The sequence below is a fragment of the Flavobacterium rarum (SeqCode) genome, assembly GCF_965234445.1.
GTDB lineage: Bacteria > Bacteroidota > Bacteroidia > Flavobacteriales > Flavobacteriaceae > Flavobacterium > Flavobacterium rarum.
In genome coordinates this window covers 53,929-66,627 of sequence record NZ_OZ248504.1, presented here as the reverse complement: position 1 = coordinate 66,627, position 12,699 = coordinate 53,929, and the positions used below count along the sequence as shown (strand labels likewise).

Here is a 12,699-nt window from a genome sequence, read left to right as displayed (position 1 = left end):
ATTTATTTTATTCCTCCAAATACAGAGAAGCTACTATTTTTATGCAAAACATCAACAGTCGAAAAACCTACTTTTTTTAACACTTCCAATTGGTAAATAACAGAACGTGGACTATCTTCTTTGGCGATATAAGCAAACACATTTTCTTGATACGCTTTGCCACCCACACCCTCTAAATAATCTGCATAACGTTTCCACATCAATTGGTCAATGGCTGGATGGTCGTGTTTTATTAAATCGGAGATCCAAAAACAACCTCCCTTTTTCAGGCTTTTATATATTTTGGCGAAAACCGTTTCCCATTCTTCATCAGATCTTAAATGATGCATCGCTGCTCCTGTTACCACAATATCAAAAGTATCGTCAGTTAATTCCATATTCAAAAAATCAGTTTGAATAGCAGTGATTTTTCCTTCTGAAACTTCGGAGATTCTTTCTTTTGCTTTATCCAACATCGGTTGGCTTAAAACAATTAGAGTAAAATCCAAATTCGGAATTAACCCTAACAACTTCAAAGAGTAATTTCCAGCACCACAACCCAAATCCAAAACTTGTTTGGCCTCTGGACAAATAGCTGTTGCCGCTTGAGTCAATAACTCTAAACTCAAAGTCGCATCAATTGTACTGATTTGACCTGTTTCTAAATTAGAAAAACGTTCCACTTCATTGTCAAAACGATCTTGTATTTCGGATAAAGTAGATTTCATTTATTTATAATTTAAAATTATTTTTTGTTCTCCAAAACCATTTCATAATGCTCCACAATCGGGAACGGGTTATAATAATGATGCAACAATTTCTTCCATTCTAAATACGCTTCAGATTCTCTAAAGCCAACAGTATGATCTTCCAGTTTCTCCCAATTGACTAGCAACAGGTATTTGTTTTCTTGCTCTAAACATTTTCTCAAACTATGGTTTACATAGCCCGGAATCGACTGTATGAATTGGCTTCCAATTGCAAAGTCTTTTTCAAATTGAAGACCTGAGCCTTCATTTACTTGCAGAATAGCCACTTCTAAAATCATATCTATTTTTATTTATAAACCCGACAGATTTAAAAAAATGTGTCGGGTCTCTTAACTAAAACTAATTGTATTTATTTTTAGTAAGGCAGTTTGTCTGCAAATCCCGTGATTTCTTCTTTAATATTTTGCAAGTAGTCAATATCATCAAAGCCGTTAATCATATTGTCTTTTTTGTATCCAGAAATATCAAAAGACTCTTTTTGACCTGTTACTTTAAGCGTAATGGTTTGCTCTGGCAAATTGATTTCCAATTCTGTTTTTGGATCGGCTTCGATTGCTTTGAAAATAGTTTCAGCAAATTCTGGACTTACTTGAACTGGCAAAACACCAATATTCAAGCAATTTCCTTTGAAGATATCGGCAAAGAAACTAGAAACAACTGCACGGAATCCATAATCGTAAACCGCCCAAGCCGCGTGCTCTCTTGAAGAACCCGAACCAAAGTTTTTTCCGCCTACTAATATTTGACCGCTATATGTTGCGTCGTTCAAAACGAAATCTGCTTTTGGAGTATCATCTCCATTGTATCTCCAGTCTCTAAAAAGGTTGTCTCCAAAAGCTTCACGTTTTGTAGCTTTCAAGAAACGAGCTGGAATGATTTGATCGGTATCCACATTTTCTATTGGTAGTGGCACTGCACTACTCGTAAGGATGGTAAATTTATCGTATGCCATTGTAAGTATAGATTTTAGATTTTAGATTTCAGATTTTAGATCTCCTGTGTGGAAAACGACATCTTTTAAATCTTAAAACTTTTATTTTTTTATTTTTATTTTTTAAAATTGTCATTGCCATTGCCATTGAAATTGCCTTTGCCAATTTTTTACATCAACTCTCTTGGATCTGTCAATTTTCCGGTAACCGCAGCAGCAGCTGCCATAATTGGACTTGCCAATAATGTTCTAGAACCAGGACCTTGACGACCTTCAAAGTTTCTGTTTGAGGTACTTACCGCATATTTTCCGGCAGGAACTTTATCATCGTTCATGGCCAAACAAGCCGAACAACCAGGCTGACGCAATACAAAACCAGCTTCAGTAAGAATATCTAGAAGACCTTCCTCTTTAATCTGTGCTTCTACAACGTGAGAACCTGGAACTAACCAAGCGGTAACATTGTCTGCTTTTTTTCTGCCTTTAACAATTTCTGTAAAAGCTCTGAAATCTTCAATACGGCCATTCGTACAACTTCCCAAGAAAACAAAATCAATTGGTTTGCCAATCATTACGTCATTTTCATGGAAGCCCATATAAGCTAATGATTTTTTGTATGTTTCTTCACCTCCTTCTACTTGGTTGGCAGATGGAATAGTTGCCGAGATACCAATTCCCATTCCTGGATTAGTACCATAAGTAATCATTGGTTCAATATCAGCTGCGTCGATGTTCAATTCAGCATCAAAAACAGCATCAGCATCCGTTTTCAAAGTTTTCCAATACTCCACTGCTTTTGTCCAAGCTTCTCCTTTTGGAGCGTACAAACGTCCTTCCAAGAAATCAAATGTTTTTTGGTCAGGGGCAATCATACCGCCACGAGCTCCCATTTCGATACTCAAGTTACAAACGGTCATACGACCTTCCATGGACATTTCTTCAAAAACATTTCCGGCATATTCAGCAAAATAGCCTGTTCCACCCGAAGTTGTCAATTTTGAAATAATATATAATGCCACGTCTTTTGGTCCCACACCTTTACTCAAAGTTCCGTTTACGTTGATACGCATTTTCTTTGGTTTGGGTTGCATAATGCATTGCGTAGCCATAACCATTTCTACTTCCGAAGTTCCAATACCAAAAGCAATAGCTCCAAAAGCACCGTGAGTAGAAGTGTGAGAATCACCACAAACGATAGTTGCACCAGGCAAAGTAATTCCGTTTTCAGGCCCTACCACGTGAACGATACCATTTTTTTGATGTCCCAATCCCCAGTGCGAAATTCCATATTCGGCAGCATTGTCTTCCAAAGCTTTCAATTGATTGGCAGACAAAGCATCAGCAACAGGCAAGTGTTGGTTTATAGTTGGTGTATTGTGATCGGCAGTTGCAAAAGTACGTTCAGGATACAAAACTTTAATTCCTCTTTCTTTTAAGCCAAGAAAAGCAACTGGACTAGTTACTTCGTGAATAAAATGACGGTCAATAAAAAACACATCTGGTCCATCTGCTATTTTACGCACCACGTGCGAATCCCATACTTTGTCGAATAATGTAGTACTCATTTTAACTATTTTTTAGTGTATTTCTCTTTTATAATTCCGATAGTTTTCTATCAATTATATCATTGGCAACAAATTTAAAAAAGAAAAGAGAGGCGTCAATTTCGAAAAGCACTTATATACGATACCCAAAAACAGTTTACAGTACAATAGTACTTTAGATCATTGTTTTTGGTCAAAAAATACGCTTTCTTAATTTGACTTTGAATTTCTTTTCAAAGAAGATTTGATACGGTTGGTTCTGTTTTTAATAATTTGCAAATTTATTACAAATAAAACGTTTAAATTGGTAATTAGATTAAAAATTCACAACAAAAATTTAAAAAATAGTGATTATTGTTATATTTTGTATCACAAATATTTGCTGATAATGAATTAAAAATCTAGTTTTTAGTACCCTAAATAACCTCCTATTCGAGTTTTTTGGGTATCTTTTTTTTAACAAAATACTACGACATCCAAAAAAGAGAAGAGATCGAAATTTAATAGTAAAGTAGGTTTTTGAAAAGGAAAGAAAAAATTAAAAATCAGTTGGGCGTGACCCAGTTGAGCAAAGGGGCTTAACTAAGACACCGCCTACAAAGCCCCTTCACTCAATTGCGTCGGGCTGTTGCCGCTACTTCGGTAGCTTAGCCCATCCCTCACGCGATCGCAAGAACAATTGGGGTGTTCAAGAAATGTTTTTTTTACGAATGAGATTTAAAACTTACAGATAAGCACCTCTTTTTTGTTAATAACTTAAGGCTTTCAATCCCCATAAAAAACCTAAATTTGAATTTCATCCATTTTGCATTTGTTGACTTTTATTGTGCATTAAATCAATATTTTACGAATGTGTAAAATTGGAATTTGGAATTTTTTAATTTGTTTTTTATAAAAGTATGTACTTAATATTCGATACCGAAACCACAGGATTACCCAAGAAATGGGGTGCACCCATTTCTGACACAGACAACTGGCCAAGATGTATACAAATCGCATGGCAGTTGCACGATGATATGGGGAAACTCATCGAGCATCAGGATTATTTGGTAAAACCTGAAGGATTCAATATTCCGTATGATGCCGAGCGTATTCACGGAATCTCAACCGATTTGGCCGAAGCCGAAGGAATTTCATTGGGCGAAGTTTTAGAGAAATTCAATTTCGCTTTGGGCAAAGCCAAATTTATTGTGGGTCAAAATCTAGGTTTTGATATCAATATTATGGGATGCGAATTCTATAGAATGGGAGTTGAAAGCCCAATGGGTTCGATGCCAATTCTGGATACTTGTACTGAGGTTACTGCTTCATTATTGAGATTGCCCGGAGGACGTGGAGGGAAATTCAAGTTGCCTACGTTAACCGAATTACACTCTTTTCTTTTTAATAAGCCTTTTGCGGAAGCACACAATGCCACCGCCGATGTTGAGGCAACTACGCGTTGTTTCTTGGAATTAATTCGTCGTGATATTTTCACCAAAGAAGAACTCGATGTTGAAATTGGTTATTTCAAGGATTTCAAAAGTAAAAATCCGCATGAAATTGAGCTAATTGGTTTAAAACACATCAACCTAAAAGAAGCTTCGGATAAAATCCGACTGCAATTTGGAGAGAAACAAGCCGTTTCAGTTTCCAAAGAAGAACTGAATGAGAATAAAAAAGTATTAATAGATGCGCCTTTTGTGCATTTACACAACCATACGCAGTTTTCGGTTTTGCAATCCACCATTAGTATTGCAGCATTAGTAAAAGCAGCAGCTCAACAAAAAATGCCTGCTGTAGCAATGACGGATCATGCCAATTTGATGGGGGCTTTCCATTTTGTTCGTGATATTTTATACCACAATAAAGCAGCCGAATCCAAAAATAAGGCAGCCATAGAAAACGGTGAGGAACCAACCGAAGTTCCGATGAAACCAATTGTGGGTTGCGAATTTTTTGTCTGCGAAGACCATAAAAACAAGTCGGTAAAAGACAATGGATACCAAATAGTGCTTTTGGCGAAGACCAAAAAAGGCTATCATAATTTAGCCAAAATGTCTTCTATCGCTTATACAGAAGGGTTTTACTATGTGCCCAGAATAGATAGAAAAGTCATACAGGAATACAAAGAGGATATTATTGTTTTGTCTGGTAATCTTTATGGAGAAATTCCAAACAAAGTTTTAAATCTTGGAGAAAACCAAGCTGAGGAAGCTTTGCTTTGGTGGAAAAATGAATTCCAAGATGATTTGTATATCGAGCTGATGCGCCACAATCAAGAGGACGAAAATCGTGTGAATACATCCATGATTTCTTTGGCTAGAAAGCATGACGTAAAATTGATTGCGACCAATAATATTTTTTATATCGATAAAGAAAATGCCAACGCACACGATATTTTGCTTTGTGTGCGCGATGGTGAAAAACAAACTACGCCAATAGGTCGTGGTCGTGGCTACCGTTATGGTCTGCCCAATCAGGAATATTATTTCAAGTCGGGAGAGGAGATGAAACACCTATTTGCCGATTTACCCGAAGCGATTTCTAATATTTCGGAGATTGTAGACAAGATTGAAATTTTTGATTTGGCCAGAGAAGTATTGCTTCCAAAATTTGAAATTCCACTAGAGTTTAACGACCCTGAAGATGAAAAAGATGGTGGTGTACGAGGAGAAAATGCCTATTTGAGACATCTTACTTTTGAAGGGGCCAATCGAAGGTATCCAGAAATCACGGAAGAAATTCAGGAACGATTGGATTTTGAGTTATTGACTATTAAGAATTCGGGATATCCAGGTTATTTCCTGATTGTACAGGATTTAATTGCCGAGGCCAGAAGCATGGGTGTTTCGGTAGGACCGGGAAGGGGTTCTGCAGCGGGATCGGTGGTGGCCTATTGTTTGAAGATTACCAATATCGACCCATTGATGTACAATCTGCTTTTTGAGCGTTTCCTAAATCCCGATCGTGTGTCACTACCCGATATTGATATCGATTTTGATGACGAAGGCCGAAGCAGCGTAATGGATTATGTGATTCGGAAATACGGATCGAAGCAAGTGGCGCAGATTATTACCTATGGTAAAATGGCAACCAAATCGGCGATTCGTGATACGGCTCGTGTACTGGATTTACCACTTTTTGAAGCTGATAAAATTGCCAAATTAATTCCAGGTATGATGCCGTCCAAATGGAATCTGGCCCGTTTCTTGAATGAGAAAGAAGATGTCATCCGGAAAGCGGTTCGACCGGAAGAATATGATAAGATTAAGGAATTAATTGAAATTGCCAATGAAGGAGATTTAGGTGGAGAAACGATTCAACAGGCGAAAATCTTAGAGGGAAATTTACGAAACACGGGGATTCACGCCTGTGGGGTGATTATCACGCCAAGTGATATTACCAATTTTGTTCCTGTGGCCACCGCGAAAGATTCGGATTTGTTTGTCACGCAATTTGACAACTCGGTCGTAGAAAGTGCGGGTTTGCTTAAGATGGACTTCTTGGGTTTGAAAACCCTTACCCTGATCAAAGACACTGTTAAATTAGTAAAATACAGGAGCAATATCGATCTTGATCCAGATACTTTTCCTATTGACGATGTAAAAACATACGAGCTTTTTCAGCGAGGAGAAACGGTTGGAATTTTTCAGTATGAGAGCGCTGGAATGCAAAAATACATGAAGGAATTGAAACCTACGGTTTTTCCCGATTTGATTGCCATGAATGCCTTGTACCGACCAGGACCGATTGCCTATATTCCGAGTTTTGTAAAGAGGAAAAATGGAGAAGAGGAAATCATTTATGACCTAGAAGCTTGTGAAGAATTACTAAAAGATACCTACGGAATTACCGTTTATCAAGAACAGGTAATGCTTTTGTCCCAAAAACTGGCGGATTTCTCTAAGGGTGATGCCGATGTTTTGCGTAAAGCGATGGGGAAAAAGCAGAAGGATGTATTGGATAAAATGAAACCTAAGTTTGTGAATCAAGCTGTTGCCAAAGGGCATGCAGCAGACAAATTAGAAAAAATATGGAAAGACTGGGAAGCATTTGCCGAATACGCCTTTAATAAATCGCACTCGACTTGCTATGCTTGGGTTGCGTACCAAACGGCTTATTTGAAAGCCAATTATCCTGCCGAATATATGGCTGCGGTTTTGTCCAATAATATGAGTGACATCAAGCAGGTTTCTTTCTTTATGGAAGAATGTAAACGCATGGGATTACAGGTTCTTGGGCCAGATGTCAATGAATCATTTTACAAATTTACTGTAAATGATGATTATGCGGTACGTTTTGGAATGGGCGCCATAAAAGGAGTCGGTTCTGGAGCTGTGGCAACCATTGTAGAGAATAGAAAAGACGGAAAATACAAGTCGATTTTTGACTTGACCAAGCGTATTGATTTGCGCGCAGCAAATAAAAAAGCACTCGAAAATTTAATTCTAGCCGGTGGATTTGATTCGTTTGAAGGAACCACCAGAGCGCAATATTTTCATGATGATGGTGACGGAATTACATTCTATGAAAAATCCATTAAATACGGCTCTAAGTTTCAGGAGAATGAAAATTCATCACAGGTGAGTTTGTTTGGCGAAAGCAGTGATGTGCAAATTGCAGAGCCAATTGTGCCTCCATGTGAAGACTGGAGTACCATGGAAAAATTGGCCAAAGAGAAAGAGGTGGTCGGGATTTATATTTCGGGACATCCGTTGGATGATTACAAATTTGAGATGAAATATTTTTGCAATGCCAAATTAGAAGTCTTGAAAAATATGGAATTATACGTAGGAAAGAGTCTGGCTTTTGGCGGAATTATTACAAATGTACAACACCGTGTGGCCAAGAACGGAAAAGGCTGGGGGACTTTTATGCTCGAAGGCTATGATGAAAGTTACGAATTCAAAATATTTGGGGAGGAGTATTTAAAGTTCAGGCATTTCTTTATACAGAATAATTTTACTTTTATGAAAGTGATGATAAAAGAAGGTTGGGTGAATCAGGATACGGGCAAAAAAACGGATCCTAGGATGCAATTTGTATTGGTGCAATATTTGCAGGATGTGTTGAGTACTTTTGCCAAAAAGCTAATTCTTTTGTTGAATATAAAAGATTTGGAAACGGATTTTATCCATCAATTGAATCGACTTTTTCAAGAAAATAAAGGAGACAACACGGTGACTTTTGAGATAATGGAATTGGAAAAGATAAAAAAAATCGTTGAGGCAACCTCTGATTTTGAAGATAGTGAGGAAGAATCTTTTGTGGAAGAAAATGATGAAGGTGTTGAGGTGACAGAAACAAAAACAGTTACAGAAGTCGAAGAAATAAAAGTGGTAACCAAATTGTCAATGCCGAGTAGAAAACTCAAAGTTCAAATCTCGAATGAATTGCTGTTTGAATTAGAGAAAATGCAGATTAATTTCAAGTTGAATTAGTTGTTTCACTACAAAAAACAGAGGCTTTAAAAATTTGCAAATTAGTACGCTCTAGTGTTTGATTTTTTTTTATATATAAGAATATTCTCTTTTTATAACGAATTGGCTATTTTTGTTTTTAACTTATAAATTTAATTATATGTTTTTTTATTGCTTTTTATATGATAATTTCGTAATTATTTAAATGTAACAAGCTTTTTTTTCGCTAATATTTAATGTTTTGATGTACTTTAAAGAAATTACAATTAATTTTGCACGAATTAAAATTTCAAAGATGAAAGCAAAATTATTTTTAGTTACACTATTGGTATCTACTATGACAATGGTAGGGCAAACAACAACCACTACAGATAGTAAACCAGAAACGTGGTATTTTAAAATAGGAGGTTCTTATTTTATGGAAGCTACTGGTACCGAATTTCCAGTTGTAAATGGTCAATTACCAAATTCAGATGTATATGCTGCAAATGGAACTACTTTGGTTTCTAGAGAGACTAACACGGGATCTTTCGGTCAAGGTTTTCGTACTGGTATTACTGCAGGATACCGTTTTACAACTCGTTTTGGACTTGAATTGGGTGTAAATTATTTCAATAGTACAGATAAATTAATGGTGAAAACAGTAAATAGATTAACTTCTGCTGCTCCTTCATTTGTTTCTGGTACTGCTGAGGGGCAAGTTACTGCTCTAGACATAGCTCCTGCTGCTGTCTTGTTTTTTGTACAAAACAAGAAATTTGAGTCGTACACAAAAGTAGGTGTAATTCTTCCTATCCATGGAGATTTGACTATAGAAACTAATAGAACCTATACTTCACCTGCTGGAGTTACAACTGCGTATGCAAAAGAAGAGGTGTTACCAAATCCAACTTTAGGGTTTTCTGGTGCATTGGGAACTACTTATAAATTAGGGAAAAATATTTCTTTATTTGCAGAGATTGAATATCGTAATTTTACAGTAGGTGGCGATACAAAAGAAACCAAAGAATACACCGAAAATGGTGTTGATAAATTAAACACTCCAACTTCATTTAGAGATGGAACGTATTCTTCAAATCATACAAATTACGTTGAACAATTAAACAGTAGTTCAAATCATTATTTGTTTAATCCAAACTTGGCTTCACCATACCCTACAGATACTACAAGACCAAACGAGGCTATGAATGACATTAGTTCTTACATAAGTATTAGTGGAGTAGGAATGACTTTTGGTTTGAAATACAGCCTTTAATTAAATACGATTAAAATATACTAAGACCTTCTGAAAAGAGGGTCTTTTTTTGTATACTACAGTTTTCGAAATCCTTGAAGCCCTAGCCCTGATAGCAGTGGAAATCCTTTTTATTCCGATTTTTTTTTCGGAATAAAAGATTGCAACGGATAGCAGGAAATAGCTCCTAATCACAAGGAAATAACTATTAGCAATACATTTATAGTGAAAACTAATTTTGGAATAGCGTTTGGTTGGGTTTTAATTTCTAAATTTGTATCTTATTTAAAAACAAACAAGCATTTAAACATAAAATAAAAAAAGTATGGCAATAGCAATAACAGATGCTACTTTTGAAGAAGTAGTTTTGAAAGCAACGCAACCAGTAATGGTAGATTTTTGGGCAGCATGGTGTGGACCTTGTAGAATGGTTGGGCCAATCATTGACGAACTGAGCAACGAGTACGAAGGTAAAGTAGTTGTAGGCAAAGTGGATGTAGATGCAAACCAAGAATTTGCTGCTAAATACGGTGTTAGAAACATCCCAACAGTATTGGTTTTCCATAACGGAGAAGTAGTTGGAAAACAAGTAGGAGTGGCTCCAAAACAAACGTATGCAGACAGTTTAGACGCATTGTTGTAATCGTAAGATTAAGATTTATATAGAAAGGTTTGGCGAAAGTCAAGCCTTTTTTTGTGTATTGATATTTTTGTTAAGTGAATATTTGAATTTCTGATGAATGAATTAAATGTAGGGCTCGCTGATTTTTTTAAATTCTCGCAGAGACGCAAAGGCGCAAAAAAACAAAGCAGTACTTTGCGCCTTTGCGTCTCTGCGAGAAAAAAAGCAAGATAAAATTTGGCTTTTGAATTTAATCGGGTTACAATCCTAAACGTTCAAACTTTTTTATACATTTGGAATATGAAGATCGAATCGCAAATAGAGAAAATATCCAGTTTTCAGCATTTGGAATTGTTGGCCAATCAAGTGGTGGAAGGTTTTATTTCGGGTATGCATAAAAGTCCGTTTCATGGATTTTCGGCTGAGTTTGCCGAGCATAAAGTGTACAATGTAGGCGAGAGTACCAAGCATATCGATTGGAAGTTGTTTGCCAAAACGGATCGTTTGTTTACTAAATGCTTTGAAGAAGAAACCAATTTGAGATGTCATATTATTGTTGACAACTCCTCATCGATGCATTATCCAAAACTGAAGGATAATCAGCCGTTTTATGAGAGTAAAATAGGTTTTTCGGTATTGGCATCGGCAGTTTTAATGAATCTGTTGAAGAAACAAAGGGATGCGGTTGGATTAAGTGTGTTTTCGGATAATTATGAGTATTATGCGCCCGAAAAAGGCAGTGATCGTCATCATAGAATGATATTGAACAAGCTAGAAGAGCTTTTGAAGGATTCGAAAGAGAAAAAGCAAACAGATACCATTACTTATTTGCACCAGATTGCCGAGAAAATTCATCGTCGTTCGATGATTATTTTGTTTACAGATATGTTTCAGTCAGATAATGAAGAAGCTCTTTTTAATGCCTTACAACATTTGAAGCATGATAAGCACAAAGTGGTTTTGTTTCATGTGGTAGACAACGAAACGGAGCTTAAATTTGATTTTGACAATGCGCCGAGAAAGTTTATTGATGTTGAAACAGGAGATGAGGTAGTAATTTTTGCCGATAACGTAAAGCAAGAATACGAAAAACAGGTGGGTGATTACTTCAAAAAATTAGCTTTAACCTGCGCTCAGAATAAAATAAAGTACATTCCTGTTGGGGTTGGTGAAAGTTTTGAAAAAATTTTAACGGCATACTTGGTTGAAAAACAAAAGTTTGGATAAAATTGCGAAATTATATTTAAAATTCTCTCACGAAAGGCTTGCGTAAACGAAAATCTATTGTATCTTTGCCACCGCAATAAAGCAGAGGTTTGGTAGTTCAGTTGGTTAGAATACATGCCTGTCACGCATGGGGTCGCGGGTTCGAGTCCCGTCCAGACCGCAATATTGGGGAAAGCCTTTCGTAACAGAAAGGCTTTTTTGCCCAATTAAGGTATCTAAAGCTAGTTGTGTTGTTTTCTCGTCTATGGCGAGAACGGTTTGTAGTTAGACCAATGAAAAGCTTTCCACTTTGTGGATAGCTTTTTTGATTTTAGGGAGATTGTAATTCGTTAATATGAAAAACTTTTTCTTGTTAGTCATGACAAAATGTATAGCTTTTTGATTTTAAAGGAGTTAGTTTTTTTTTTGATTCTTATGTTATAAAATAGTTGCGTAAACGAAAATCTATTGTATATTTGCACTCGCAATAAAACAGGGTTTGGTAGTTCAGTTGGTTAGAATACATGCCTGTCACGCATGGGGTCGCGGGTTCGAGTCCCGTCCAGACCGCAAATATTGTTAGAAGCCTTTCCTTTATGGAGAGGCTTTTTTTATGGATAAAGGTTTAAAATTAAAAGCACTCTTTTTTTTAAACCATTAAGAGATGAAGTTTATTAAGAAAGACTTCAGGACTTACTATTTTAATGTTTCAAGTACATTTTTAAATGTTTTCAGATTTTACAGAAAGATTTCAAGACTTAATTTTCTTAATATCTTAATGGTTCAGAAATTTTTTTATGTTTAGTATATATAGTATAAGAATTGAGCTTTAAAAAAAATAATGTTGAAATAATATCAAATATAGAAGGATTTTTTTTAAACCATTAAGATATTAAGTTTATTACGAAAGACTTCAGGACTTACTATTTTAATGTTTCAAGATATTTGAGAATTACATTTTTAAATGATTCAGATTTTATAGAAAGACTTCAAGACTTAATTTCCTTAATG

8 protein-coding genes and 2 tRNA genes are annotated in these 12,699 nt (G+C 36.0%); 6 read left to right on the top strand and 4 right to left on the bottom strand.

Annotated elements, in window-relative coordinates:
• Positions 1-2 precede the first annotated feature (2 nt).
• From AC8GF4_RS15285 to leuC, 4 genes are all read right to left on the bottom strand, one after another.
• Positions 3-707 (bottom strand): class I SAM-dependent methyltransferase, encoded by a 705-nt coding sequence (locus AC8GF4_RS15285; protein WP_506595804.1) that lies wholly within the window; start codon positions 705-707, stop codon positions 3-5.
• Positions 708-724: 17 nt separating this feature from the next.
• The gene (locus AC8GF4_RS15280; protein ID WP_506595802.1) at positions 725-1,027 is read right to left on the bottom strand and encodes an antibiotic biosynthesis monooxygenase family protein; all 303 of its coding nucleotides are present in this window, start codon (positions 1,025-1,027) and stop codon (positions 725-727) included.
• 77 nt (positions 1,028-1,104) lie between these two features.
• A complete protein-coding gene (gene leuD / locus AC8GF4_RS15275; protein WP_269224114.1) occupies positions 1,105-1,701 on the bottom strand; it encodes a 3-isopropylmalate dehydratase small subunit in 597 nt (198 codons plus the stop codon).
• A 149-nt stretch (positions 1,702-1,850) separates the two neighbouring features.
• On the bottom strand, positions 1,851-3,245 hold the full coding sequence (gene leuC / locus AC8GF4_RS15270; RefSeq protein ID WP_506595800.1) for a 3-isopropylmalate dehydratase large subunit: 1,395 nt from the start codon (positions 3,243-3,245) through the stop codon (positions 1,851-1,853).
• Between the two features lie 878 nt (positions 3,246-4,123).
• Between leuC and dnaE the strand changes: the two genes are divergently transcribed.
• The 6 genes from dnaE to AC8GF4_RS15240 all read left to right on the top strand — a co-directional run bounded on the left by dnaE (position 4,124) and on the right by AC8GF4_RS15240 (position 12,258).
• A complete protein-coding gene (dnaE, locus tag AC8GF4_RS15265; protein ID WP_506595798.1) occupies positions 4,124-8,647 on the top strand; it encodes a DNA polymerase III subunit alpha in 4,524 nt (1,507 codons plus the stop codon).
• A gap of 274 nt (positions 8,648-8,921) precedes the next feature.
• Complete coding sequence (locus AC8GF4_RS15260; protein ID WP_506595797.1) at positions 8,922-9,881, top strand: outer membrane beta-barrel protein; 960 nt, start codon at positions 8,922-8,924, stop codon at positions 9,879-9,881.
• Positions 9,882-10,185: 304 nt separating this feature from the next.
• The gene (gene trxA / locus AC8GF4_RS15255) at positions 10,186-10,503 is read left to right on the top strand and encodes a thioredoxin (protein WP_506595796.1); all 318 of its coding nucleotides are present in this window, start codon (positions 10,186-10,188) and stop codon (positions 10,501-10,503) included.
• 279 nt (positions 10,504-10,782) lie between these two features.
• Positions 10,783-11,709: a DUF58 domain-containing protein gene (locus AC8GF4_RS15250; protein ID WP_506595795.1), complete on the top strand. Its 927-nt coding sequence runs from the start codon at positions 10,783-10,785 to the stop codon at positions 11,707-11,709.
• 86 nt (positions 11,710-11,795) lie between these two features.
• Positions 11,796-11,869, top strand: a tRNA-Asp gene (locus AC8GF4_RS15245).
• Between the two features lie 315 nt (positions 11,870-12,184).
• A tRNA-Asp gene (locus AC8GF4_RS15240) sits at positions 12,185-12,258 on the top strand.
• The last annotated feature ends 441 nt before the right edge of the window (positions 12,259-12,699 follow it).

Excerpts from the sequence above, each read along its gene's own strand:
- AC8GF4_RS15285 (WP_506595804.1), bottom strand. The coding sequence starts at position 707 with ATGAAATCTACTTTATCCGAAATACAAGATCGTTTTGACAATGAAGTG.
- AC8GF4_RS15280 (WP_506595802.1), bottom strand. The coding sequence starts at position 1,027 with ATGATTTTAGAAGTGGCTATTCTGCAAGTAAATGAAGGCTCAGGTCTT.
- leuD (WP_269224114.1), bottom strand. The coding sequence starts at position 1,701 with ATGGCATACGATAAATTTACCATCCTTACGAGTAGTGCAGTGCCACTA.
- leuC (WP_506595800.1), bottom strand. The coding sequence starts at position 3,245 with ATGAGTACTACATTATTCGACAAAGTATGGGATTCGCACGTGGTGCGT.
- dnaE (WP_506595798.1), top strand. The coding sequence starts at position 4,124 with ATGTACTTAATATTCGATACCGAAACCACAGGATTACCCAAGAAATGG.
- AC8GF4_RS15260 (WP_506595797.1), top strand. The coding sequence starts at position 8,922 with ATGAAAGCAAAATTATTTTTAGTTACACTATTGGTATCTACTATGACA.
- trxA (WP_506595796.1), top strand. The coding sequence starts at position 10,186 with ATGGCAATAGCAATAACAGATGCTACTTTTGAAGAAGTAGTTTTGAAA.
- AC8GF4_RS15250 (WP_506595795.1), top strand. The coding sequence starts at position 10,783 with ATGAAGATCGAATCGCAAATAGAGAAAATATCCAGTTTTCAGCATTTG.